The organism is Arthrobacter sp. ZBG10 (genome assembly GCF_001238605.1).
Taxonomy (GTDB): domain Bacteria; phylum Actinomycetota; class Actinomycetes; order Actinomycetales; family Micrococcaceae; genus Arthrobacter.
In genome coordinates this window covers 94543-117969 of record NZ_LFQH01000053.1, presented here as the reverse complement: position 1 = coordinate 117969, position 23427 = coordinate 94543, and the positions used below count along the sequence as shown (strand labels likewise).

The following is a 23427-nucleotide window of genomic DNA, read 5'->3' as shown; positions in this document are numbered from 1 at the left end:
AGCATCAGCAGCTTGGGCGAATCGATGGCGCCCGTGGAAACAACCACCTCTGCGCGCGCAGTGAGCTGGTGGGTTTTAGCGAACGCGTTGTCCACCACTGCCACTCCCGTGCACCGGTTGCCGGCGTCGAACGTCAGCTCCTTGGCGCGCAGCCCGGTCAGCAGCGTGAAGTTGGCCCGGTCCATGATGGGGTGGATGTAGGACACGGACGACGACGCCCGGGTGCCGTCAGCCTGCCGGTTGATCTGGAAGAACCCGGCACCGTTGATCACCGTCTCGCCGGTGTTGAAGTGGACCTTGGGAATCCCGGACTGTTCGCAGGCGTCCAGGAGGGCACGGCCGGTGGGGTCCGACGCCGGGACGTTCATCAGGTGCACGGGTCCGCTGTCGCCGTGGTGCGGTGCGTCGGGGCCGGCGTCCTCATTGGTCTCCAGCTGCTTGTACAGCCGGTAGGCCAGCTCGGAGTTCCAGCCGGTGGCGCCAAACTTCTGCTCCCAGTCGTCGATGTCTTCGCGGGGCGCCCAGAAGGCGATGCAGGAGTTATGGCTTGAACAGCCGCCCATCACTTTGGCGCGGGCGTGGCGCATAAAGGAGTTGCCGTTTTCCTGCTCCTCGATGGGGTAGTCCCAGTCGTAGCCGGATTCGAGCAGTTCCATCCAGCGGTCCAGCTGCAGGATTTCGGGCAGGTCCCGGTCGTCCGGGCCGGCTTCCACCAGGGCAACCTCCAGCGCGGGGTCCTCGCTGAGGCGGGACGCAACAGCGGCGCCGGCGGATCCGCCACCGATCACGATGTAGTCGAAGTCAGTCTTTACTGCGGAGCTCAATATCTCAGTTCCCCTCTGTAGCGGCGGCGTGGTCAGCGAACCAGCCGGTGACCTGCGGGTCGGTGTTCTGGTAGATGTGCTTGGCTTCCTGGTACTCGGCGAGCCCGGTGGGGCCCAGCTCCCGGCCGACGCCGGACTGGCCGAAGCCACCCCACTCGGCCTGCGGCAGGTAGGGGTGGAAGTCGTTGATCCAGATGGTGCCGTGGCGCAGTGCGCGGGCCACGCGCTGGGTTTTTCCGGCGTCCTGGGACCAGACGGCCCCGGCGAGCCCATAGTGGGTGTCGTTTCCGATCTGCACGGCTTCCGCTTCGGTGCTGAAGGTTTCCACGGTGACTACGGGGCCGAAGGCCTCATCCACCACCACGGACATGCCGCTCTTGACCTGGTCGAGGATGGTGGGCAGGTAGTAGAAGCCCTTCTCCAGGTCCCCGGTCCCCCAAGCGCCGCCGCAACGCAGGCGGGCGCCTTCAGCGATGCCCTTGTCCACGTAGGCGGTGACCTTGTCGCGGTGGGCGGCGGAGATCAGCGGACCTGTTTCTGCAGCGGGGTCGAAGGGGCCGCCCAGGCGGATCTGCTCAGCCCGGCGCACCAGTTCCGCAACGAAGTCTTCGGCGATGGATTCCTCCACGATCAGGCGGGCCCCGGCGGAGCAGACCTGGCCGGAGTGTACAAAGGCCGCGTTGAGCGCGTTGTCCAGGGCGGCGTCGAAATCGGCGTCCGCAAACACGATGTTGGGGTTTTTGCCGCCCAGTTCCAGCGCTACCTTCTTCACCGATCCGGCCGCGGAGGCGGCAATGGTTTTTCCTGTTTCCAGGCCGCCGGTGAAGGAGACCAGGTCCACGTCCGGGTGGCTGGAAAGGACGGTGCCCACGGTTTTGCCGGCGCCGAGGATCAGGTTGGCCACCCCGGCGGGCAGGCCCAGCTCCTGCAGCACGTCCACCATCAGGATGGCGGTGTGCGGGGTCAGTTCGCTGGGCTTGAGGACAAAGCTGCAGCCAGCGGCCAGGGCGGGGGCGATCTTCCAGGAAGCCTGCAGGAGCGGGTAGTTCCAGGGGGCGATCAGCGAGCAGACGCCAACGGGCTCGTACTCGATCCGGCTGACCACCGTGGGGCTGCCGGCGTCGACCATCCGGCCCGAATCCTGGCCTGCGAGCTTGCCAAAGTATTCGAAGCAGTTGGCGATATCGTCCATGTCGATTTCGCTTTCCACCAGGCGCTTACCGGTGTCCAGCGTTTCCGCGCGGGCGAACTCGTCCTTGCGTTCCCGCAGCCGGTTGGCCACGTTGATCAGGAACGTGCCGCGCTCCAGCGGCGACTTGCCGGACCATTCGCCTGAGTCGAAGGCTGCCCGGGCAGCCTCCACGGCGCGGGTGGAATCCGCTGCGGTGCCTTCGGAGACTGTGCCAACCAATTCGCCGTCGGCCGGGCAATGGATGTCCCGGGTGCCGCCGTCGGATGCTGCGGTCCAGGTGCCGCCGATGTATAGCGTCTCGGTGCTCATTTTGTTTCCTCCTGCGTTTCGAAGTCTGATTCCCAGTTGTCTTTAGCGACCTGATCCTCCACGAGCACCGTGTTGCCCGGTGCTGCGCGGTTCAGGTGCAGGAATTCAAGGTGTTGCTCGTAGTGGTCCAGGACATCGGTGATGACCTGTTCCTTGGTGTAGCCCATAAGGTCGTAGCCGTGGCTGCCCTCCAGGGAAAACACCTCCATGCGGTAGTAGTGGTCGTCCGGGTCGGCGCGGCGGGTGGCGTAGCTGGGGGTTTCGTACTGGACCGGATAGATCTGGTACTTGAACGTCCGCTCCTCCCCCATGGCCAGCTGCAGGTCGATGCTTTGGATGCCACAGGCCTCCACGGTGGCTACCGTCAGCGCGGTTTCCGCGCCCTGCGCCTTCAGTTCGGCCTCGACGTCCTGCAGCGCCGGGATGGCCACTGCTTCCGCGAAGCGTGTGGTCTGCCTGCGCCCGGGGTAGCTCATGGCCCGCGTGAGCCGCTGCCGCCAGGTCCGGCCGCCGCGCTGGTCCAGGGAGCGCCCCGTGATGATGCCGGGCAGGCTGGCGCGGTAGCTGTCGTTGAGCGAGTTTTCCACCCTCAGCGCCTTGTACAACCCCAGCATGATCAGCACCAGCAGCAAGGACAGCGGCAGGCCCATCACAATTGTGGCGTTCTGCAGCGTGGTGACACCGCCCACTGTCAGCATGGCCAGGGTCAGCAGGCCGGTGGCAACGGCCCAGAACACCCGCATCCATTCGGGGCCGTCCGAGTCCGCGTCCTTCAGGTGCGACGTGAAGTTGGACATCACCAGGGCGCCGGAGTCCGCGGAGGTCACGTAGAACAGCAGGCCCGTGAAAGTGGCGACGGCGGCCGTCACCGGAACTGCCGGGTACTGGGCCAGCAGGCTGTAGAAGCCGCGTTCCGGGTGGCTCATGGCGTCCTGGCCGAACGCCAGGTTGCCGTTCATGATCAGGTCAAGGCTGGAGTTTCCGAAGATGGAGATCCAGAGGACGATGAAGATGAAGGGCACGGTCATGGTGCCCAGGACAAACTGGCGGATGGTGCGCCCGCGGGAGATGCGGGCCAGGAACAGGCCAACAAACGGTGCCCAGGCGATCCACCAGGCCCAGAAGAACAGTGTCCAGGCGTTCATCCAGTCCGTGGGCCTGTCGTAGGCGAAGGTATCGAGGGTCATGGCGGGGAACCGGCTCATCACGTCGCCGACGTTCTGGACGATCCCGTCCAGCAGGAAGCTGGTTTTGCCGGTGACCAGGACGAACAGCATCAGGCAGACGGCCAGGATCACGTTCAGTTCGGACAGCCGCCGGATGCCCTTTTCGACGCCGGACACCACGGAAACGGTGGCCATCACCACCGACAGTGCGATCAGGCCGATCTGCACCGCCAGGTTTTCGGGGATTCCGAACATAAAGTTCAGCCCGTAGTTGAGCTGCACGACGCCGATACCCAGGGACGTCGCGATGCCGAAGATGGTGCCCAGCAGCGCAGCGATATCCACGGCGTGCCCGATGGGCCCCTCAATCTTCTTGCCAAAGATCGGGTACAGCGCGGAGCGGATGCTGAGGGGCAGGTTGTGGCGGTAGGAGAAGTAGCCCAGGGCCAGGCCCATCAGCGCGTACAGCGCCCAGCCGGTGATGCCGTAATGGAACAGCGTCCAAACCAGGGCCTGGCGTGCCGCCTCAGCCGTGCCGCCCTCGCCCTGCGGCGGGGCCAGGTACTGGCTGACAGGTTCGGAGACCGAGAAGAACATCAGGTCGATGCCGATGCCCGCCGCGAACAGCATGGCCGCCCACGTGAACATCCCGAACTGCGGTTTGGAGTGGTCCGGGCCCAGCTTCGTTTTCCCGACCCGCGACAGTGCCGCCACCAGGACAAAAACGACCACTGCGGTGACGATCAGGAAGTAGTACCAGCCCATGTTGGTTGACACCCAGCCCACCATGGAGCCGATCACTGCGTCTGCGTTGTCTTTGGCGAGGATGGCCCACAGTGCGATGGCCACCACGCCGATGGCGGAGCCCAAAAAGACTGTTTTGTTGACTCTGGTTTTGGCTTCGGCGGCGGGCGCGGCGTTGGCGGCAGGAGATTGCTGCGTTTCTTCGGATGAGGGTCCCGCGGCGTGCGCGGGCGGTTGCGAATTCTGGCTCAATGGGTCCCATTTCAGTTTTGAGGCTGGTGTGGACGGCGGGGTTTGCGTGGCTCGTCGGGGCGCTCCGCAATCAGTCAGCCCGCGTCATGGTGGGTCTCGCTCACTTTCGACGCTATCAACGCCACCACCAAAGGGCCGACTTTTATGAAACCTGTCACGGGCAAGGCTGCCCGGCAGAATGTTCCGCAACGGAAGAAAACCGCATCCTGCCCCGTTGCATCTTTGACGGGCCGGCATCACCGGCCGGGGCACCGAACCGAAGGAAATACATGTCCACGATTGTTCATTTTGAAGTCCGGATCGCTCCTGACCGGCTGGCGGACGCCCCACGGTTCCTCAGCGAAACGCTGGCAGCGACACGCGCCTGGCCGGGTAATGAGGGGATCGAGGCCCTGGTGGACGATGCCGATCCGGGCCACATCCTTGTGGTGGAGAAGTGGGCCACCACCCAGGACCACAGCGACTACGCTGCCTGGCGCACCACGCCCGAAGGCGCCAGCAGTCTCGGTGAGATCCTGGCGGCCGCGCCTGCCAAGCAGATCTACTCCACCACCATGGACCTGGGTATCTAGCACCCGCGAGGGATGGCCATCGACGGGCTCCCCGTGGGGGAATCCTTCGAAGTGGTGCTGGTCCGGACCGACGGCCGGGAGCTGGATTCCGGCACCTTCCTGGGGGCCGCCCAAACGGTCACCTGCAGGATGAACGCAGCGGTGCTGCGCGGGGATGTGGCGGCCCTGCAGATCAGGAACGCGGCGGGCACTGTTGTGGCGTCGTCCAACCTGCCGCGGGTGTAGCTGCGCCAGGCACGGGGCATCCCTAGACTGGGCCCATGGATTCACTCGAGTACGACCTGCCCGCCCTGACCATCCGCCGGATCTCCGTGGGCGAGGTGGACAACAACGTGTACCTGCTGACCGCGAAGGCTACGGGCGCGCAGGTGCTGATCGACGCCGCCGACGACCTTCCGGCCATCCAGGGGTTGCTGCAGGACGCGGCAGCGGATACTTCCGCGGAACCCCGGCTGGAACTTATTGCCACCACACACCGGCACTGGGACCACGTCCGGGCGCTGGCGGGACTCGTCGCGAAAACAGGCGCAAGGACGGCGGCCGGAACTGACGACGCCCCGGAACTGCCGGTCCCCGTCGATGTCCTCCTGGCGAACGGGGACGTGGGCAACTTCGACGGCTTCGACCTCACCGCGGTGCACCTGCGCGGCCACACCGCCGGTTCCATCGCATTTGTCTACGAGGACCCCGACGGGCCCGCCCACATCTTCTCGGGTGACTCGCTGTTCCCCGGCGGCGTGGGCAACACCCACACGGACCCCGCACGGTTTGGCCAGCTGCTGGGGGACGTGACCGAGCGGCTGTTCGACGCCTACCCTGATTCCGCCGTCGTCCATCCCGGCCATGGCAAGCCCACCACGCTCGGTGCCGAGCGCCCCAGCCTGCCCGAATGGCGCGCCCGCGGCTGGTGACCTGGCTCGCCCTCGGCTGGTAAGCCCTTAAACACCAAGTGCCCCGCACTGCCGTGGTGAACGGCGGTGCGGGGCACCTGGACCAGGTCAGAAACCCTTAGCGGCTGCGGCGCTCGTTGGAGGCCGGAGCTGACGCACGGCGGGGGCCGCCGCGTGCGGGACGGCCGGAACCGCCCTTGCCTGCGCCATCCTTGCCGCCACCGTAGGAGCCGCCGGAGGTGCCGCCGGTGTTGGAGGACCAGACAGCCTTGTTGCCGGCCGAGCCGGCGTTGGCGGAGCCTGCCGCCGAACGCTGGCCACCGGTGCGGGCACCGGCAGGAGCACCGGCACGCTGGCCGGTGGCGGGACGGCCGCTGCGCTGGCCACCGGAGGAAGCCGGCCGGCCGGTACCGCCACGGGGAGCCTCACTGCGGGTGACGCGTGAGTCCGTGCGGCCGTCCGAACCGCGGCCAGCCGCTGCACGGCCACCTGCCGCGGGGACGTCGTTGCGGTGGGTGCTGGCAGTGGTGCCGCGGCCCCGGGCGTTGCGGCGGGCCGCAGCTGCCGCGACGGCGCGGTCCTCGTTCTGCTCGCTGACGCGGTCGAAAGCGGCGCGTGCTTCGGTGCGGCCTTCGAAAGCCACGGCCCGGCGCTCAGCGCGGGGAACGTCGGAACGGACCGGCTCAGCCGACACCTTGCCGCGTCCGCCACGGCCGCCGCGGCCGCCTGTGGTGGGTGCAGCCTGGCGGCGTGCGCGCTTGCGCTCGGCGTTGGCACCGGTGGAGGTGCCGCCGCCCTGCTGCGCAGCCTTTTTGGCCAGCAGGGCCGCACGGGTCCGCGGATCGATCTTGTCGGCCATTTCGCCCACGAGCTCGGCCACCAGGGGTGAGTTGGCGGTGACGCGCTCGAAGTTGACCTCAACTCCGGCGGCCTTCATCAGCTTCTTGACATCGGACTGCTGCTCCGGGAGGGTCAGCGTGACAACCGTTCCGTCGGAACCGGCGCGGGCGGTACGGCCCGAGCGGTGCAGGTACGCCTTGTGCTCGGTGGGCGGGTCCACGTGGATGACCAGCTCGACGTCGTCCACGTGCACGCCGCGGGCTGCGACGTCGGTGGCGACCAGGACGCGGACATCACCGGAGGAGAATTCGGCAAGGTTGCGGTCGCGGGCGTTCTGCGACAGGTTGCCGTGCAGGTCGACGGCGGGAATGCCGGCGTCCGTGAGGGTCTTGGCCAGCTTGCGGGCGTGGTGCTTGGTGCGCATAAAGAGGACGCGGCGGCCTGCACCGGACGCGAGCTCAACGATCAGCTGCTTCTTGACGGTCTGGTCGTTGACCACCAGGACGTGGTGTTCCATGGTGGTCACGGCGGCCTGCGGATCGTCCACGGAGTGCGTGAGCGGGTTGGACAGGTAACGCTGGACAATTTTGTCGACGCCGTTGTCCAGGGTTGCGGAGAAGAGCAGGCGCTGGCCCTGGGTGGGGGTCATGTCCATGAGCTTCTTGACCACGGGCAGGAAGCCCAGGTCAGCCATGTGGTCGGCCTCGTCGAGGACGGTGATTTCCACGGCCTCAAGGGTAAGGATGCGCTGGCGGATGAGGTCCTCCAGCCGGCCCGGGCAGGCGATGACAATGTCGACGCCGGCGCGCAGCGCCTTTTCCTGCCGGGCCTGGGAGATGCCGCCGTAGATCACGGTGGTGTTCAGGCCGGCAGCCTTGGCCAGCGGCTCGATGGTGGCGTTGATCTGGGTGGCCAGCTCACGGGTGGGTGCAAGGACCAGGCCCATGGGGCGGCCGGGCTTGCGGAAGTGCTTGGCTTCCCGCTCAGCGAGTCGTGCTACAAGCGGGATGGCGAAAGCGATGGTTTTACCGGAGCCGGTCCGGCCGCGGCCCAGGACGTCTCGTCCGGACAGCGTGTCCGGAAGGGTCTTGACCTGGATGGGGAACGGCTCAACAATTCCCTGCGCGGTAAGGGTGTCTGCAAGTGCCTTGGGAGTTCCGAGGGCAGCGAAAGTAGTCATGTATTTATACGGTCTTTCAGGCGGTATCCAGGCGGATATCGGCCCCCGGCGCCGGTTGGACCAGGGGTTCGCCGAAGAAAAGTCAGGTGATCAACCGGGCCGCTGCATAAAAGGGCAGCCGGCCGGGACCAAATGGAACGCGTTCATCGACGCAGGATGTGCCTCTCACATGAAAAAACCCACTTCCCGGTTCCGGGACTCCGCGGCATCCGCAGGGGATTTCAGGGGAGAAAGTGGGCATCACTGCACATCAAGTTCCTCCAGTCTAGCATCCCCCGCCCGCGACCCTTCCCGGAACGCGCCTCCGGGCCGCTGGCAAGGGCCGTAAAACCCGTTGTGGAGGCAGGGCGCCAAAGCTGGTCCGGGCGTTGCCTTTGGGGGCGCCGCGGGGCAGGCTTGAGGCATGAGCGAACACGCGGCGCACCAGCAGGGAACGCACGACGCCGGAGCCTCCGCCGAAGTGATCGGCACCGGGGCCACGGCCGCCGAATGGGACGAACGGTACCGTTCCAAGGCGCAGGTCTGGTCCGGTAAACCCAATCCCCAACTGGTCCGTGAGGCCGGCAGCCTGCGGCCCGGGAAAGCCCTGGACCTTGGCGCCGGGGAAGGTGCGGACGCCATCTGGCTGGCGCACCAGGGCTGGCACGTAACCGCGGTGGACGTGTCCACCGTGGCACTGGAACGCGCGCAGGCGCACGCCGCAGCCGCCCATAAAAAGGCCACCGACGAAGGCATTGCGGGCCGGATCGCCTGGCAGCAGGCGGATCTGGCCCGTTGGCAGCCGGAGGGCCAGTACGAGCTGGTCACCTCCCAGTTCCTGCACTCCCAGGACCTGGCCTGGCAGGTCCCGCTGCGGGCAGCCGCTGCCGCGGTCAAGCCGGGCGGTACGCTGCTGGTGGTGGGGCATCACCCGGACAAACTGCCCCCGTGGGGCGGCGCCCACACCCACGACGGAATGTTCTACACCTGTGAGGACCTGGCCAGGGAGCTGTCACTGGATGCCGCGGAGTGGCAGATCGAGGTGCTCACCACCCGCGACCGTCCCATCACCGGACCTGAGGGCCAGGAGTTCACCATCGCCGACGTGGTGCTGCGCGCCACCCGGCTGCTGTAGCCGGCGGCCAGCAGCCGGACCCGGACTCCGGCTCGGATCCCAGCCCGGGAAAGCCCCCTACCGAACCCGCGTTGCCTTTCGTGCCGGCCGGTCGGCTGCGGGGATCCGGGGCGCCACCACCACGGCAATGGCCGCCAATACCGCGGCCAGCCCAAACACGCCCACAAAGCTGCCGCCCATCGCCGCCAACCCGGTGAAGATGATTGCCGTGGCCGCCAGGGCAAGGGCCCCGCCCAGCGAGTCGGCGATGCTCATCGCGGAGCTGTTGAAGCCCTGGGTCGCTTTGGTGGACAACGCCAGGGTGAGGACGCTGAGCCGCGGATACACCAGCCCCATCCCCGCCCCGGCAAACACCCAGCCGGCAATGGCCACAGCCGCCGGCCAGTCCAGCCACGTGGTCACCAGCGCCACCACCACTGCGCCAAACACGGCTGCGGAGCCAATCCGGATGGCCGTGCGGTGGGCCAGCCGCTCCCCCAGCCTGCCCTGCACCGTGGAAGCCCCGGCCCAGGCCAGGGCGCCAACGGTCAGCGTCAGCCCGGCAAACTGCGGCGAAAAGCCGTACCGCTCAATCAGGAGGTATGGCAGGTACACCTCGGTGCCGAAGAACGCAGCGGAAACCAGGCCCCGGACCAGGATGACGCTGGGCAGCCCGCGGCGCGCCCGAAGGGTCCCGCCGGGAACCAGCGGGCGGACCGCCACCAGGGCCACGGCGACTGCCACTGCTGCCAGCAGGACGGGCGCCGCGGCAAAGCCGTCCACCCGGACCCCGGCGGACAGGTTCAACCCGAGCACGGCCAGCGCTGCCAGCGCCGCCCAGGCCAGCCGCCCGAATTCCCAAGGCGGCAGCACGGAGCCGGCAGGTTCGTGCCGGCCCATCCCGCGGAGAGCCGGGACCAGCATGGCCAGGGCGGGGACCACCAGGAACACCACGCCCAGGAACACCCAGTGCCAGCTCAGGGCGCTCGCCACCACACCGGCGGCGAAGGGACCCACCAGGGACGGGATCACCCAGGCCGCGGAGAATGCGGCAAAGATCCTGGGGTGCAGCGCCGCCGGGTACACCCGCGCCACCATCACGTAAAGCGCCACCGTGATGGCGCCGCCGCCCAGGCCCTGCACCAGCCGGCCGGCCACCAGGACCGGCATGGTGAGGGCAGTCCCGGCGATCAGCAGCCCCACCACAAACATGGCCACGGAGAGGTAGAGCGGGGCTGTAGGGCCCCTGCGGTCGGACCAGTTTCCGGCGGCCACCATGCCGATAACGCCCGTGGCCAGCGGCCCTGCGAAGGCCAGGGCGTACAGGGCGGCGCCGTCCAGTTCCCGGCTGACCAGCGGCATGATGGTGGTTACCGCCAGGGACTCGAAGGCGCTCAGGAACACCAGGGCGCAGGCACCGATGGTGACCCACACGTGCGGGCGCTGGAGGATTCCCGGGCTGGCGGGGTCTTGCGGTTTTTCGAGCACGGGTTGGGCCTGTTCGGTGGTCATGGAGGCTACGCTAAGACCTCAACCAAGGTTGAGGTCAAAAGCGCAGCGGGTGCCTGCCTGCGGGCGGCAACGGGTTTGGGGGAAGCATGGCACATGAGGCGGCAACGGCGCACCAGCTCCTGGGCGTCGGCGAGGTGTCGCGCCGCAGCGGCGTCTCGGCGTCGGCCCTGCATTTCTATGAACGCAACGGGCTGGTCAGTTCCGAACGGACGGCCGGAAACCAGCGGCGCTACCGGCGGGACACGCTGCGGCGGGTGGCGTTCATCCGGGTGTCGCAGCGCGTGGGGATTCCGTTGAAGGACATCCTGGCTGCGCTGGAGTCCCTGCCGGAGAGCCGCACCCCCACCAAACGCGACTGGGAACGGCTGTCCCGGCTGTGGCGGTCCGAGCTGGATGCCCGCATCGCGGCGCTGGAACACCTCCGGCACGATCTGGACGGCTGCATCGGCTGCGGTTGCCTCAGCCTGAAATCCTGCCAGCTGCAGAACCCGGGGGACGCATTGGCGGGCGACGGCGACGGGCCGGTCAGGTGGCGCAGCCCCGGCGCGGCCCGCCCGCATCAGTCCACGTAGCGGCGGATGCCGGCGCGGTAGCCGAATACCGCTGCGAGCGCGCCCACCAGCAGGAACATGATGCCAGCGGCAGTGAAAGAGCCGGTGGCCTGATGGAGTTGGCCCACCAGCAGCGTTCCGGTGGAGCCAAGCCCATAGCCCACGCCCTGCATCATGCCGGACAGGTGGGCTGCGGTGTGGCCATCGCGGGTGCGGAGCATGATCATGGTCAACGCGACGGCGGTGAGGCTGCCCTGCCCCAGCCCCAGCAAGCCGGCCCAGGCCCACACCAGGTCCAGCGGGCCGAAGATACTCAGCGCGAACCCGCCGCCGGTCATCAGCGCCACCACCGTGTTGATGGCCCGCTGGTCCCGGAACCGCGCGGCCAGGGCCGGGGCGAACAGGGAGCCCAGCATCTGCAGGCCGATACTGACGGAGACCATCAGCCCGGCTGTGGCACCGTCCACGCCGCGCTCGCGGAGGATGGGCGCCAGCCAGGCGAAGACACTGAAGGACATCATCGCCTGCAGCACCATAAACAGCGTGACCTGCCAGGCCACCGGGGACCGCCACACGTTGGCGCCCCCGCTGTGGACCCGCAGCCGGGCCGGCCGGCTGCGGAGGGCGGCGGGCAGGAAGAGGAGAAGGACGACGGCGGCCGGCACCGCCCAGGCCCACAGCGCCACGGTCCACTCCCCTGTGGCCGTGTACACGGGGTAGGTGAAGCCGGCGCCGAGGGCTGCGGACGCGCAGATGGCCGTGGTGTACAGCCCGCCCATCAGGCCCAGCCGGTGCGGGAAGTCCCGTTTCACCAGGCCCGGCAGGAGCACGTTGCACAGGGCGATCGCGGCACCGCAGGCCGCGGTGCCGGCGAGGAGGGCGGGCAGGTGTCCGGCCCCGGGTCCGCTGGTCCCGGGTCCGCCGGCCGGTCGCAGCAGGAGCCCCGCGGTGAGGACCGCCATGGCGCCGAGCAGCACCCGCTCCGGCCCGAACCGGCGGGCCAGTACGGGCGCCAGCGGCGCAAACACCCCCAGCAGCGTGACCGGCACGGTGGTCAGGACCACCACCGCCCAGCCAGGGAGTGCTGCCTGCGCGGTGATTTCCGGCAGGATTGCGGAGAAGCTGGAGAACACGGTGCGCAGGTTCAGCCCGATCAGCACCAGGCACACACCCAGGTAGATGGCCTGCCGCCTGCTGGCGGGCGGGGCATCGCCGCCGGTGCCGGTCCGGGGCCGGCCCGCGGCACGGGCTGCTGCTTCGCTCACCCGCCCATTCTTACAGGCTGCGTGGCCGCCGCCGGAAACCGCTCCGGGGTGCCCGGGCGTTATTCTGGAGGGGATGAGTGAATCCCCAGAATCCCCCCAGCAGCCGCATGTCCCCCGGCCCGTGACGCCCGGGACCCAGGCCTCGTTTGGCACCTACGGCGGCCGGCCGGTCAGCTTTGTGCGCCGCGGCACTCGCCTGCAGGGCCGCCGGCAGGCAGCCTGGGAGGAGCACGCGGAGCGTTGGGCCGTGGATGTGCCCCGGCACATCGCCAACACGTCGGTCCACCCGGACTACACGTTCGACGCGCAGGCGGAGTTTGGCCGCACCGCTCCATTGATTGTGGAAATCGGCTCAGGGCTGGGCGATGCCATCTGCCACGCCGCAGAGGAAAACCCGGACACCGACTTCCTGGCCGTTGAGGTGTACACCCCCGGCTTGGCCAACACCATCATCAAAATCAACAGCCGCGGCCTGAAGAACGTCCGCGTGGTGGAGGCCAACGCTCCCGAGGTCCTGGCCACCATGCTGCCGGCAGGGTCCGTCAGCGAACTGTGGGTGTTTTTCCCGGACCCCTGGCACAAGTCCCGGCACCACAAACGCCGCCTGATCCAGCCCGAATTTGCGGACCTGGCCGCCCGGGCGCTCAAACCGGGCGGGCTGTGGCGCATTGCCACCGACTGGTCGAACTACGCCGTGCACGTCCGGGACGTCCTGTCGGATTCCGTGGACTTCGAGAACCTGCACACCGGCCAGCGCCGCGGCCCCGAGAGCCCGCTGACCCAGGTGTGGCAGTCCGGCGTCGAATCCCTGGTGGGCGGCGCCCCGGTCCGTGAGGGCCGGGCACCGGTCAGCACCGAACACACCGGCCCCAACGAAGGCATCGACGAAACCGGTGGCTGGGCGCCCCGCTTCGAAGGCAGGGTCCGCACCAGCTTCGAGGCCAAGGCGCACGAGGCCGGCCGGCTGATCTTCGACCTCTGTTACCGGCGCCGGCTCAGCTGACCCGGATTCCGGCGACAATCTCCTTGAGTATGTCCAGCCGGGGCTCCACGCCGGCATCGAGGTAGGGCCAGACCACCACAACCCCCAGGAAGCGCCCACTCTCCCACAGGCCCACGGTGGCGGCCACCTTTCCGTTCCCGCCGGCGTCGTTATACCCAACAACGACGGCGTACGCGGCTTTGCCGGGCAGGTTCAGTTCGCCCTCGGCCAGCTGGGTCCCGGCCCGGTCCTCGAGGTAAAAATCAGCCATCAGGTGGGCCCAGCCGTTGGCCTGCGGTGCGCCCTGCACGGACGTGTCATCCTTGATGACCGTCACCAGGACCCCGTTGGCCAGGCCGTACTGTTCGGTGTCCGGACCGGCGGTGGAGTCGTCCAGCGGCTGGGTGTGCGGCGGGAACTCTGCCGTGAAACCCAGCGGCGATTCAATGTGCACGGACATGGTCACAGCCTCTCAAGCGTGGTGTCATTGGGGACTTTATAGTACGTGGAGACGTTGGTGGTGGCCTGGCTTTCGGTCTTGACCTCCACCTCGCCCACCTTCACGTCGATGCCGGCCTCGGTGGAGGCTGTCACCACGTTGTTGACCTGGACAGTGGCGGAACCGGCCTCGTAGAGCCTGGCCGCGTCGGCTGCCGCAGCGGTGTCGTTGCCCAGTGCGACGTTGCGCAGGTAGCTGTCCACCACCGCACGGTTGTCGCCGGAATAGTCCACGTCGATCTTCACGTTGCCCTGCGTTCCCACCGTCACGGAGGACTCCACCTTGGCTGCCTCCACGTCCCCGCCGGCCACCACACCCTGGGCCACGGTGCCGTCCAGGGAAACGGACACGGACTCGATGTTGCTGTCCTTGTCCATGTTGACCTGCAGCCCGCCCGTGCCGGAGGCCTCAAACACGCGGCCGTCCAGGTCAAGCTTGCCCTGGGCCGTCACCTCGGCGGTGGCGGCGGCCGTGCCGTCGGAAAGGTTCCGTTCATACGCCAGGTCCAGCTGGACAGACCCGGAGGCGGCGCCGGCCTCACCCTCGGCGGAGAGGGACAGGGTCCCCTTGGCCTTGTCGGTCTGGCCGGTGGAGCCGTTGTCGTCGGCGGAATCGTTGATGGTGTCCAGGATGTACCCGGGCGGGTTGGAAGCGACGTCCTTGATGTCGCCCACACTGTCCGGGGGAAGGTCGCGGTACATCTGTTCGCGGGCCGCCATGGCTTCCTCCACGCTGCCGAACGTGTACTCGCGGGACACCTCACCGTTCAGCGTCACCCCGGCGGCACCGGAGGGGTCATTAACGCCCAGGCCCATGTTGCCGTAAACCTTCATGGTGGCGGACCCGTCGGCATTCTCCACCACTTCCGTTCCCACTTCAGCGCCGCCGTGGACCCACGCCACCCGCGCTTCGATGGACGCGCTGCCGGTTTCGGAATAGACGGGGATGTCGGCCTTGGCGAGGTCCTGGAGGTGTTCCTTGGCCTGTTCCTGGGCGGCGGCGGGGATGCCGCCGTCCATGCGCATCAGGTCCTCGGCAAAGGGGCCGTCCGCACCCTCCCCTTCGATCAGGTACTGCCGGTCCTCGGCGGAAAGGGACGCCCACCACGCGGCCTGCTCCTCCGGGCTTGCCTTCAGCATCGACGCCAGACCGGACTCCAGCTCACGGCGGTGCTCGGCGGCGGCCTCTGCCTTGGCCGCCTGCTCCTTCAGCCACTCCTTGGCCTGGTCAGCAAAGGACGTGATCCGGTCCCAGGTGCCGCCACCACCACCACTTTCGCCACCGCCGCCCGATGATGAGGCCTGGTCCTGCTCATCGGCGTGCTGGCGCAGGATTTTGGAGTTGGCCCGGAGGCTGGCAACCACCCGTTCCAGGCTGGGGCGGTGGCTGCCGGTCCAGTCCTGGCGGAAACGCTCACCGTCAGTACCCTTCCACGGCGCCGCCTGGATCTGGCTGTGCAGCGAGGTGGACCTGTTGCCCAGCAGGGCGGCGGCCTGGTCGACCGCTTTAGCCAGGGCGCGCAGCTGGCTGACGTCGGCGCCGTAAAAAGTCATGTGTTCCCCCGGTGACCTTCGCGGTACGTGGTTCGTGCCGCGCTGTGAAGTGCTGGTCTTCATCGTTGCACGGTCGCCCGGCCGGGGCGATGGGGACGGCTCCCCATCACCCCGGCCCATTGCACCGGGAACTACCCCGCGCACCGCCGGCGTGGCACGATTGCATCTGTGTGGGGGAAACTTAGCGCCACACAGCGCTCGCACGGAGGAACAGCCATCAAAAAAGAACTTAAACAGGCAGCTGACACCGCAGAGACTGTCACCAACTCGCGGTCGCTGGAACTGCTGGCACGCGCGGGCTTCGCCGCCAGCGGCGTGCTGCACCTGCTGGTTGGCCTGATCGCCATCAGGCTTGCCATGGGCGGCTCCGGCAGCGCCGACTTCAGCGGCGCCGTTGAGGAACTCTCGGCCCAGCCGGCCGGCCCGTTCCTGTTGTGGGCCAGCTTCGCCGCCTGCGCGGCGCTGGCGCTGTGGCAGGTCAGCGACGCGATTTTCGACTACAACCACCTTCCCACCAAGGACAAAGCCGGCAAGAAGGCCAAGGCCGCGGCGCAGGCAGTGGTCTTCACGGGCCTCGCCCTGACCCTGATGTCCTTCGCCATGGGATCGGGCTCCGGCGGCGATAACAAAAAGACCGCCACGGACCTGACCATCGCCGTGATGAAGGCTCCGGGCGGTGTGGCACTGCTGGTGCTGGTGGGTGTGGGCATCGCCGTCACGGGCGTGGTGTACGCCATCCGCGGCTTGCGTAAATCGTTCGAAAAGCAGCTGCTGATGCCGTCCTCGCACACGGCACGCACCGCCGTGACGGTGCTGGGCGTGGCCGGTTATGTGGCCAAGGGCACGGTCCTGCTGCTGACCGGGATGCTGATCGCCATCGCCACGCTGCGGGCACACCCGGAGGAATCCACCGGCCTGGACGGCGGCCTCCGCGCCCTCCGCGACCAGCCATTCGGGGTGTACCTGCTCGCGGCGGTAGGCGCCGGCCTCATCTGCTATGGCGTCTACATGGTGGTCCGGGCGCGGCTCGCCAAAATGGAGAAGTAGCCCCAGGATCCCCTTTCGCTAGGCTGGAACCATGCCCCAGGTACGCGCCGAACGACTCATCCGCCTCGATCCCGCGACTGTCTTCGCCTTTTCGCAGACCACCGGCGCCTTCCGGCTGAAATGGGACCCGTTCATCTCCGGGCAGGGGTTTCTGGCCGGCGCCACGGCGGCGGGCAAGGGCGTGCAGACCAAAACCCGCTCCCGGCTGGGTCTTGGCATGGTCAGCGAGTACGTTTCCTACGCCCCGCCCCGGAATGTGGGCATGACAATGGTCTCCGGGCCGTGGTTCTTCGGCACGTTCGGCGGCGGCTGGCGTTTCACCCCGCACGACGGCGGCACCAGGGCCGTGTGGAAGTACACCTTTTCCTGCCGCCCACCACTGTTGCGGCCGGTGATGGAGCGGATCGGCACCTGGCTGCTGGGCCGGGAAATCGAGCGCCGCATCGAAGCCTTTGCCAGGGCCTGCGAGGACCCCGCACTGGTGGCGGAATTCCGCACCCTGGCCGCACCGCCGTCGAACGCCTGAGCGCCTAGCCCTGCGGAAACGCGCCTTACTCCACGGCCTCCTCCTGCGCGGGCACGGGACCTGTTGACCCGCCGCCTTCCAGCCGGCACATCACCAGCTCCTGCCGCAGCGACGTGGCCCGGCCTTCCAGCTGGTCAATCAGGGCCGCCACCCCCATCCGGCCAAGTTCGTGTCCCGGGGAGGTCAGCACAGTCAGTTCCGGGTCCACCATGGCAGCCATCTCCGCCGAGGATGCCACGGACAGCACGGACAGGTCCTGGGGAATCCGCCGGCCGGCGCGCCGCAGCCCGCTGGCCAGGCCCGGCGCGGCCTGCTCGTTCTGGACGATCAGCGCCGTAACCCCCGGGTAGGCCGCCAGGATTTCCGCGGCGGCCGCTTTACCGGCGGCCGGGTTCGCCTCGCACGTGAAGGCCGTGGGCACCAGGTCCTGGCGCCGCATCTCCGCCTCGAAGCTGTCCCGCGAGCGGCTGACGGGACCGAAGGCGGCAAGGCTGCGGCTGCCGATGGCGTCATCCAGCAGGGCAATGTTCCGGTGGCCCAGGGCCGTCAGGTGCTGCACCGCAGCCACCAGGGTTTCCTCAAAGTTGATGTCCACGTAGGTGAGCTCCTCCGGCGCCCTGGTGCGGCCGATGAGCGCAAACGGCGTGCCGGATTCCTGCAGTTCCTGCACCCGCGGATCGTCCAGCTCAACCTCCATCAGGAGCACCCCGTCCACCAAGCCGTTGGCCGTCAGTTCGGTGGCCTGGCCGGCCTCGTTGCTGATGGGCCACAGCACCAGGTTGTACCCCAGTTCCCTGGCCGTGGCCGCAGCGCTGGTGAAGAACTGGATCACCGTGCCGCTCATGGAATGCTGCAGGGCCGGGAACAGCAGCGCAATGATCCGCGTGCGTTTGCTGGCCAGGGCACGTCCCACGGCGTTGCGCCGGAAGCCCAGTTCCCGCATGGCGGCTTCCACTTTTTCCCGGGTCCTGGCCGAGACGGGTTTGGTGTTGTTGATGGTGAACGACACCGTGGCGATCGAGACGTTCGCATGGCGTGCAACGTCCTGCATGGTGACCACGGCAGATCCTTTCGGAGGGAAATCCCAGGGAATACACGACGGGACGTGCCGGCGGCACCCTTCCAGTAAAGCGGTTAACTTTTTCCTTGACAAGGCCGGGCGGACGGCCCCAGACTCTTCTAAAGCCTTCCACCCAAACCCCGGCACACCGCGGGTCGAACCATCGGTTAAGCGCTTTACTGAAGCTGTGACGATCCCGTGAACCGGCAAAGGAGCCACCCATGAAAACACCCCGCAGGATAGCCTCGCTCACCGCCCTTGCAGCCCTGGCACCGCTCGCCCTGGCCGGCTGCAGCAGCGGAGGCGGGGCCGGCGACGGCGGTGACGTGGACAGCCTCAGCATTGTTGACTACTACAACAACGACCCGGACAAGTCCCTGGTCCAGGCGGCCCTGGACCGCTGCGCTGCGGACCTCGGGGTGAGCATCAACCGCGAGACCGTGCCCGGCAAGGACCTGATCCAGAAGGTGCTGCAGCGTGCATCCTCGAAGACGCTCCCGGACGTGCTGATGCTGGATAACCCGGACGTCCAGGAAATTGCGGCCACCGGCGGCCTCTCCCCGCTCAGCACCTACAACGTGGACACGTCCGGCTTTGCCGACGGCATCCTCGAAGCTGCCACCTACGAAGGTGAGGTCTATGGCCTCGCCCCCACGGTCAACACCCTGGGCATCTACTACAACAAGGACCTGCTGCAGGCTGCCGGCGTTCAGCCGCCCACCACCTGGGAGGAACTGAAGGCTGCGGCGGCCAAACTCACCGAAGGCGACCGCTACGGCGTCGCGTTCTCCGGCATCGCCACCTATGAGGGAAGCTGGCAGTTCCTGCCGTTCATGTGGTCCAACGGCGGCGACGAGACGGACCTGACCAGCCCCAAGGTGTCCCAGGCCCTCTCGCTCTGGCAGGACCTGGTGACCGGCGGCTCCGCCTCCGCATCCGTGATCAACTGGTCACAGGCGGACGTCAAGGACCAGTTTGTGGCCGGCAAGGCCGCCATGATGGTCAACGGCCCCTGGCAGATCCCCGCCCTGCGCAAGAGCCCGGACCTCGCCTGGGACTCCGTTAAGATCCCCGTCCGCGAAGCCGGCCAGGAATCCGTGGCGCCGCTGGGCGGCGAAGTCTGGACCGTGCCTGAGACAGGCAACAAGGCCAAGCAGGCCAAGGCGGCGGAGTTCGTCGAATGCATCAGCAGCGACGAAAACCAGCTCGCCCTGGCGGAGGCCCGCTTCACCGTGCCCACCAGGACGGCGCTGGCCGGGGAGTACGTGTCGCGGGTCCCGGAAATGGCCAGTTTCACCGAACAAGTGGCTACGGCCCGCTCCCGGACCGGCAAACTCGGCGAGGCCTGGCCGGAGGCCGCCACCGTCATCTACGACGCCATCCAGCTCGCACTGACCGGCAAGGCCAGCCCTGCCGACGCCTTCAAACAGGCCTCGGCGGGGTAACGGCCATGAACCGCACGCAGGATGTGCAGGGCACGACGGCGGAAGGCGGGGTGGGGGTGCATCCGGAACGTCCCGGGGCGGCTGGGTCGGCCGCCGCACGGGAGCCCGGGGCAACGAACGCCGTCGCGCCCCGGCGCAGGAAGGTGACCCGCGAAGCCGTGACCCGGCTGCTGTTCGTGGCACCGGCAGGCCTGTTCCTGGTGCTGTTCTTCGGCTACCCGGTGGTTAAAAACATCACCATGAGCCTGCAGGACTACACCACCAAGACGTTCTTCACCGGCGAGGCCCCCTGGGTGGGGCTGGCCAACTACGCCACCGTGGTGAACAGCAACCTGTTCGGTCCGGCCATGGTCAACACGGCACTGTTCACCATCGGCTCCATCGCGGGGCAGTTTGTGATCGGCCTGGCGCTGGCCTGCTTCTTCCGGCGGCGCTTCCCGCTGAGCAACTTCCTGCGTGCCATGCTGCTGCTGCCCTGGCTGCTGCCTTTGATCGTCAGCAGCGCCACCTGGCGCTCCATCCTGGACCAGGACAGCGGCGTCCTCAACCAGTTCCTCACCAGCCTGGGCATCATTTCCCAGCCCGTGCCCTGGCTGACCAGCCCAACGGTGGCACTGATCGCCGTCGTGATGGTGAATATCTGGGTGGGCATCCCGTTCAACGTGACCATCATCTATGGCGGCCTGCAGGACATCCCCGATGAACTGTACGAAGCCGCGGCGCTGGACGGCGCCACCGGCTGGCGGGCGTTCCGGCATATCACCTGGCCCAACCTGCAGCCCGTGGTCAGCGTGGTGCTGGTGCTCGGCGTGGTCTACACCATCAAAGTCCTGGACATCATCCTGGGCCTGACCAACGGCGGTCCCGCCAATGCCACCCAGACCCTGTCCATCCGCTCCTACCAGGAGTCGTTCACCAACTTCGAATTCGGGGTGGGTGCAGCGTTCAGCAACATCCTGATCCTGATTTCGCTGGTGTTCGCCGTGATCTACCTGCGCGCCAACCGGCGCGCGGTGGACGAGTAAGGAGGCCGCCATGACCACCATGGACCCCACAGCCACCCGGACCCGAGCCCGGACCCGGGCAACCGGCACCGGACGCACCGGCACCGCAAAAACCGAGCCGCGGAACGTCGGGTACACGGGCCTGGGCATCGTTTTCCTGGCCGTAATGCTGTTTCCCGTGTACTGGATGGTGAACGCCTCCCTGCAGCCCTCCGGCAACACCCTGACCGCCGGCTTTTTCCCGTGGAACCCCAGCTTCGACGGGTATGCCCGCGCCATCGCCGAGCAGGGCCCCAACCTGCTGACCAGCCTTGCCGTGTCCCTGGGAACGGTGGTGTTCAGCCTGGCAGTGGCGGCACCGGCCGCCTACGCGCTGGCCCAGTTCCGCTACAAGTGGGTCAACCTGGCCCTGCTGGCCATCCTGGTGTCCCAGATGATCCCGGGGATCGTGATCGCCAACGCCCTGTACACGGCGTACAACGACCTGGGCCTGCTTAACAGCATCCCGGGCCTCATCCTGGCGGACTCCACCCACGCCATCCCGTTTGTCATCCTCATCATGCGGGCTTTTATGACGGGCATTCCCACCTCCATCGTGGAGGCGGCCCGGGTGGACGGCGCGGGGCTGGTGCGCTCGTTCGTCTCGATTGTGCTGCCCATCAGCAGGAACTCGCTCATCACCGCAGGGCTCTTCGCGTTCCTGTTCTCCTGGAGCGACTTCCTCTTTGCCCTGACCCTGACCACCACGGATGAGGTGCGGCCGGTGACCCTTGGCATCTACCAGTACCTGGGGACACAGGTCTCCAACTGGAGCGCCGTGATGGCCACCGCCGTCCTGTCCTCCCTGCCGGCGATCGCCCTGCTGATCCTGGCCCAGAAATACATTGCGGCCGGCGCCACCGGCGGAGCCGTCAAATAACCATCGCCCGCACGGGCAGATCCAACCAGTTAGGAAAACGAATGACGCACACCACCGAGCCCGTCAGGGTCCTTGTCTGGGGCGAAAACCGCCACGAACAGGAACAGCCGCACGTCGCCGCCATCTACCCCGCCGGCATGCACACCACCATCCGCGAAGGCATCGAGGAGAACCTCGGCGCCAACGCCAGGGTCCGCACCACCACCCTGGCCGAGCCCGAGCACGGCCTCACCGAGGAAGTCCTGCGGGACACCGACGTGCTGGTCTGGTGGGGCCACGCCGCCCACGGCGAAGTCTCGGATGAGGTGGTGGAGCGCGTGCACCGGCATGTGCTGGCCGGCATGGGCCTGCTGGTCCTGCACTCGGGGCACTGGTCCAAGATCTTCGGCAAGCTGATGGGCACCTCCTGCACGCTGCGTTGGCGCTCCGGGCAGGACCGCGAAATCGTCTGGACCGTGGACCCCATGCACCCCATCGCACAGGGCATCCCGCACCCGTTCATCATCCCGGCCCAGGAAATGTACGGCGAGTTCTTCGACATCCCGGTCCCCGACGAGCTGGTGTTCCTGAGCACCTTCAGTGGCGGCGAGGCGTTCCGCAGCGGCTGCACCTTCAAACGCGGTTACGGCAGGATCTTCTTCTTCAGCCCGGGCGACCAGGACTACCCCGTGTACCACCACAAGGACGTCCGGCGGGTGATCGCCAACGGGGTCAGCTGGGCCAGGACGCTCCGGCCCGAACGCACCGATCCGGTGCTGCTGCGGTACGAAACCGAGGACTTCTACTCGGGCCACGGCTACCAGGGGGCGATGCACAATTGAGCGCCTTCGAACCTGACTTCGCGGTCCTTCCCCGGGCGACGCCGCTCAAGGTGGTCCAGGTGGGCGCCGGCGGCATGGGCAGGGCCTGGATCGCCGCCCTGCAGGCCAACCCGGACGTGGAACTGGTGGGCCTGGTGGACCTGGACCTGGCCACCGCCCGGGCCGCCGTGCAGGACGCCGGCCTGGCAGGGCTGGTCCTGGGCACCAGCGTTGCCCAGGTTGCCGCTTCCACCGGCGCCGAAGCAGTTGTGAACGTCACCGTCCCGGCCGCCCATCATCCCGTGAACGTGGAGGCACTGTTCGCCGGCCTGCCCGTGCTGTGTGAGAAGCCGGTGGCCCCTACAGTGGCCGAGGGCCTGTCCCTGGCGGCGGCCGCGGAAGCCAGCGGGCAGCTGCTGATGATCAGCCAGTCCCGCCGGTACTTCCACGGCCTCACCCAGCTCAAAGCGGCTGCCGGCCAGCTGGGCGGCATTGGCGTGGTCACCACCGAATTCTTCAAGGCCCCGCACTTCGGCGGCTTCCGCGAGGAAATGGCGCACGTGCTGCTGGTGGACATGGCCATCCACCAGTTCGACGCCGTCCGCTTCCTCCTGGACCAGGACCCCGTCTCCGTCTACTGCGAGGAGTTCAACCCCGCCTGGAGCTGGTACAACGGGAACGCGGCAGCCACCGCCGTCTTCCAGATGAGCGGCGGTACCCGGTACACCTACACGGGCAGCTGGTGCGCCGACGGGCTGGAGACCTCCTGGAACGGTGCCTGGCGCGTCAACGGCGCCGGTGGCACTGCCCTGTGGGACGGTGCCGGCGAACCGCTGGCGGCCGCCTTATCCGGTCCGGTTGCGCTGGAGCCGGCCAGCCATGCCGAGGAGATTTCCGGCGCGCTGGTGGAATTTGTGTCCGCACTGCGGACCGGGACGGTTCCGTCCGGGGAGGTGCACTCCAACGTGCTCAGCCTTGCCATGGTGGAAGCTTCAGTGCAGTCTGCCGGCCGGCAGGAAAAGGTACTCATCAGCGACGTGCTGGACCGGGCCTATGCGGAGGCGCTGGCCGCCGAGCGGCGCCCCGATGTCCGGGCCACACTGGCGTCCTGGGAAACACCGCACGCCCGGATCGGCGGGCCGCGGCACGTGCAGCCGGCAGGCAGCCGGGCCGGCTGACGCAGGACAGGCAACTCCTGCCCC

22 protein-coding genes are annotated in these 23427 nt (G+C 67.8%); 13 read left to right on the top strand and 9 right to left on the bottom strand.

What is annotated here, in order from left to right; all coding sequences use genetic code 11:
• The 3 genes from ACU18_RS13855 to betT form a co-directional block, all read right to left on the bottom strand.
• Window positions 1-824, bottom strand: an 824-nt coding sequence (locus tag ACU18_RS13855; RefSeq protein WP_197273583.1) for a GMC family oxidoreductase N-terminal domain-containing protein, incomplete at its 3' end; no start/stop codon positions are given.
• A 4-nt stretch (window positions 825-828) separates the two neighbouring features.
• A complete protein-coding gene (locus ACU18_RS13850) occupies window positions 829-2325 on the bottom strand; it encodes an aldehyde dehydrogenase family protein (protein WP_050686408.1) in 1497 nt (498 codons plus the stop codon).
• Window positions 2322-4487 (bottom strand): choline BCCT transporter BetT, encoded by a 2166-nt coding sequence (gene betT / locus ACU18_RS13845; protein WP_050686407.1) that lies wholly within the window; start codon window positions 4485-4487, stop codon window positions 2322-2324. The genes ACU18_RS13850 and betT overlap by 4 nt, the downstream gene beginning before the upstream one ends.
• 269 nt (window positions 4488-4756) lie before the next feature.
• Here betT and ACU18_RS13840 point away from each other — a divergent pair, with 269 nt between their 5' ends.
• Genes ACU18_RS13840 through ACU18_RS13830 form a run of 3 tightly spaced genes read left to right on the top strand, consistent with a single transcriptional unit; the run spans window position 4757 to window position 5970 of the window.
• Window positions 4757-5059: a putative quinol monooxygenase gene (locus ACU18_RS13840; RefSeq protein WP_050686406.1), complete on the top strand. Its 303-nt coding sequence runs from the start codon at window positions 4757-4759 to the stop codon at window positions 5057-5059.
• A gap of 12 nt (window positions 5060-5071) precedes the next feature.
• Window positions 5072-5284, top strand: coding sequence for a hypothetical protein (locus tag ACU18_RS13835; RefSeq protein ID WP_050686403.1), 213 nt, complete (start codon window positions 5072-5074; stop codon window positions 5282-5284).
• A 35-nt stretch (window positions 5285-5319) separates the two neighbouring features.
• The gene (locus ACU18_RS13830) at window positions 5320-5970 is read left to right on the top strand and encodes an MBL fold metallo-hydrolase (protein ID WP_050686400.1); all 651 of its coding nucleotides are present in this window, start codon (window positions 5320-5322) and stop codon (window positions 5968-5970) included.
• A 97-nt stretch (window positions 5971-6067) separates the two neighbouring features.
• Here ACU18_RS13830 and ACU18_RS13825 read toward each other — a convergent pair whose 3' ends face one another.
• A complete protein-coding gene (locus ACU18_RS13825; protein WP_050686399.1) occupies window positions 6068-7969 on the bottom strand; it encodes a DEAD/DEAH box helicase in 1902 nt (633 codons plus the stop codon).
• A gap of 403 nt (window positions 7970-8372) precedes the next feature.
• Between ACU18_RS13825 and ACU18_RS13820 the strand changes: the two genes are divergently transcribed.
• On the top strand, window positions 8373-9083 hold the full coding sequence (locus tag ACU18_RS13820) for an SAM-dependent methyltransferase (RefSeq protein ID WP_050686397.1): 711 nt from the start codon (window positions 8373-8375) through the stop codon (window positions 9081-9083).
• A 57-nt stretch (window positions 9084-9140) separates the two neighbouring features.
• Here ACU18_RS13820 and ACU18_RS13815 read toward each other — a convergent pair whose 3' ends face one another.
• Window positions 9141-10574 carry an MFS transporter gene (locus tag ACU18_RS13815; RefSeq protein WP_050686395.1) on the bottom strand — a complete coding sequence of 478 codons (1434 nt, stop codon included), beginning with the start codon at window positions 10572-10574 and terminating at the stop codon, window positions 9141-9143.
• An 86-nt stretch (window positions 10575-10660) separates the two neighbouring features.
• On the opposite strand from ACU18_RS13815, the gene soxR reads away from it, so the two are divergent.
• Complete coding sequence (gene soxR / locus ACU18_RS13810; protein WP_050686393.1) at window positions 10661-11146, top strand: redox-sensitive transcriptional activator SoxR; 486 nt, start codon at window positions 10661-10663, stop codon at window positions 11144-11146.
• Here soxR and ACU18_RS13805 read toward each other — a convergent pair.
• Entirely contained in the window at window positions 11134-12390 is a 1257-nt protein-coding gene (locus ACU18_RS13805; RefSeq protein ID WP_082178335.1) for an MFS transporter, read from the bottom strand. The two genes, soxR and ACU18_RS13805, sit on opposite strands and share 13 nt — an antisense overlap.
• A 73-nt stretch (window positions 12391-12463) precedes the next feature.
• On the opposite strand from ACU18_RS13805, the gene trmB reads away from it, so the two are divergent.
• Window positions 12464-13393, top strand: coding sequence for a tRNA (guanosine(46)-N7)-methyltransferase TrmB (gene trmB, locus ACU18_RS13800; protein ID WP_050686437.1), 930 nt, complete (start codon window positions 12464-12466; stop codon window positions 13391-13393).
• Here trmB and ACU18_RS13795 read toward each other — a convergent pair.
• Complete coding sequence (locus tag ACU18_RS13795; protein WP_050686391.1) at window positions 13386-13832, bottom strand: hypothetical protein; 447 nt, start codon at window positions 13830-13832, stop codon at window positions 13386-13388. The two genes, trmB and ACU18_RS13795, sit on opposite strands and share 8 nt — an antisense overlap.
• A gap of 2 nt (window positions 13833-13834) precedes the next feature.
• Window positions 13835-15424 carry a WXG100 family type VII secretion target gene (locus tag ACU18_RS13790; protein ID WP_050686389.1) on the bottom strand — a complete coding sequence of 530 codons (1590 nt, stop codon included), beginning with the start codon at window positions 15422-15424 and terminating at the stop codon, window positions 13835-13837.
• Window positions 15425-15592: 168 nt separating this feature from the next.
• On the opposite strand from ACU18_RS13790, the gene ACU18_RS13785 reads away from it, so the two are divergent.
• The gene (locus ACU18_RS13785; protein ID WP_050686387.1) at window positions 15593-16471 is read left to right on the top strand and encodes a DUF1206 domain-containing protein; all 879 of its coding nucleotides are present in this window, start codon (window positions 15593-15595) and stop codon (window positions 16469-16471) included.
• Window positions 16472-16502: 31 nt separating this feature from the next.
• Window positions 16503-16997 carry a type II toxin-antitoxin system RatA family toxin gene (locus ACU18_RS13780; RefSeq protein ID WP_050686385.1) on the top strand — a complete coding sequence of 165 codons (495 nt, stop codon included), beginning with the start codon at window positions 16503-16505 and terminating at the stop codon, window positions 16995-16997.
• A 25-nt stretch (window positions 16998-17022) separates the two neighbouring features.
• Here the strand turns inward: ACU18_RS13780 and ACU18_RS13775 are convergent, their stop codons facing one another.
• Window positions 17023-18048, bottom strand: coding sequence for a LacI family DNA-binding transcriptional regulator (locus ACU18_RS13775; RefSeq protein WP_231686085.1), 1026 nt, complete (start codon window positions 18046-18048; stop codon window positions 17023-17025).
• 230 nt (window positions 18049-18278) lie between these two features.
• Between ACU18_RS13775 and ACU18_RS13770 the strand changes: the two genes are divergently transcribed.
• From ACU18_RS13770 to ACU18_RS13750, 5 genes are read left to right on the top strand one after another with little or no spacing between them, the layout of a single operon-like run.
• Window positions 18279-19502: a sugar ABC transporter substrate-binding protein gene (locus tag ACU18_RS13770; RefSeq protein WP_050686381.1), complete on the top strand. Its 1224-nt coding sequence runs from the start codon at window positions 18279-18281 to the stop codon at window positions 19500-19502.
• A gap of 5 nt (window positions 19503-19507) precedes the next feature.
• Complete coding sequence (locus ACU18_RS13765; RefSeq protein WP_082178334.1) at window positions 19508-20527, top strand: carbohydrate ABC transporter permease; 1020 nt, start codon at window positions 19508-19510, stop codon at window positions 20525-20527.
• 10 nt (window positions 20528-20537) lie between these two features.
• Window positions 20538-21425 (top strand): carbohydrate ABC transporter permease, encoded by an 888-nt coding sequence (locus ACU18_RS13760; RefSeq protein WP_442853712.1) that lies wholly within the window; start codon window positions 20538-20540, stop codon window positions 21423-21425.
• 41 nt (window positions 21426-21466) lie between these two features.
• Entirely contained in the window at window positions 21467-22246 is a 780-nt protein-coding gene (locus ACU18_RS13755) for a ThuA domain-containing protein (RefSeq protein WP_050686379.1), read from the top strand.
• Window positions 22243-23403, top strand: coding sequence for a Gfo/Idh/MocA family protein (locus ACU18_RS13750; RefSeq protein ID WP_231686083.1), 1161 nt, complete (start codon window positions 22243-22245; stop codon window positions 23401-23403). The genes ACU18_RS13755 and ACU18_RS13750 overlap by 4 nt, the downstream gene beginning before the upstream one ends.
• Window positions 23404-23427 lie beyond the last annotated feature (24 nt).

What these genes read in the sequence shown, in the direction of transcription:
- ACU18_RS13820 (WP_050686397.1), top strand. Translation starts at nt 8,373, where the DNA reads ATGAGCGAACACGCGGCGCACCAGCAGGGAACGCACGACGCCGGAGCC.
- trmB (WP_050686437.1), top strand. Translation starts at nt 12,464, where the DNA reads ATGAGTGAATCCCCAGAATCCCCCCAGCAGCCGCATGTCCCCCGGCCC.
- ACU18_RS13755 (WP_050686379.1), top strand. Translation starts at nt 21,467, where the DNA reads ATGACGCACACCACCGAGCCCGTCAGGGTCCTTGTCTGGGGCGAAAAC.
- ACU18_RS13825 (WP_050686399.1), bottom strand. Translation starts at nt 7,969, where the DNA reads ATGACTACTTTCGCTGCCCTCGGAACTCCCAAGGCACTTGCAGACACC.
- ACU18_RS13835 (WP_050686403.1), top strand. Translation starts at nt 5,072, where the DNA reads ATGGCCATCGACGGGCTCCCCGTGGGGGAATCCTTCGAAGTGGTGCTG.
- ACU18_RS13775 (WP_231686085.1), bottom strand. Translation starts at nt 18,048, where the DNA reads ATGCAGGACGTTGCACGCCATGCGAACGTCTCGATCGCCACGGTGTCG.
- ACU18_RS13850 (WP_050686408.1), bottom strand. Translation starts at nt 2,325, where the DNA reads ATGAGCACCGAGACGCTATACATCGGCGGCACCTGGACCGCAGCATCC.
- ACU18_RS13765 (WP_082178334.1), top strand. Translation starts at nt 19,508, where the DNA reads ATGAACCGCACGCAGGATGTGCAGGGCACGACGGCGGAAGGCGGGGTG.
- ACU18_RS13830 (WP_050686400.1), top strand. Translation starts at nt 5,320, where the DNA reads ATGGATTCACTCGAGTACGACCTGCCCGCCCTGACCATCCGCCGGATC.
- soxR (WP_050686393.1), top strand. Translation starts at nt 10,661, where the DNA reads ATGGCACATGAGGCGGCAACGGCGCACCAGCTCCTGGGCGTCGGCGAG.
- ACU18_RS13840 (WP_050686406.1), top strand. Translation starts at nt 4,757, where the DNA reads ATGTCCACGATTGTTCATTTTGAAGTCCGGATCGCTCCTGACCGGCTG.
- ACU18_RS13770 (WP_050686381.1), top strand. Translation starts at nt 18,279, where the DNA reads ATGAAAACACCCCGCAGGATAGCCTCGCTCACCGCCCTTGCAGCCCTG.
- ACU18_RS13780 (WP_050686385.1), top strand. Translation starts at nt 16,503, where the DNA reads ATGCCCCAGGTACGCGCCGAACGACTCATCCGCCTCGATCCCGCGACT.
- ACU18_RS13760 (WP_442853712.1), top strand. Translation starts at nt 20,538, where the DNA reads ATGACCACCATGGACCCCACAGCCACCCGGACCCGAGCCCGGACCCGG.
- ACU18_RS13815 (WP_050686395.1), bottom strand. Translation starts at nt 10,574, where the DNA reads ATGACCACCGAACAGGCCCAACCCGTGCTCGAAAAACCGCAAGACCCC.
- ACU18_RS13795 (WP_050686391.1), bottom strand. Translation starts at nt 13,832, where the DNA reads ATGTCCGTGCACATTGAATCGCCGCTGGGTTTCACGGCAGAGTTCCCG.
- ACU18_RS13790 (WP_050686389.1), bottom strand. Translation starts at nt 15,424, where the DNA reads ATGACTTTTTACGGCGCCGACGTCAGCCAGCTGCGCGCCCTGGCTAAA.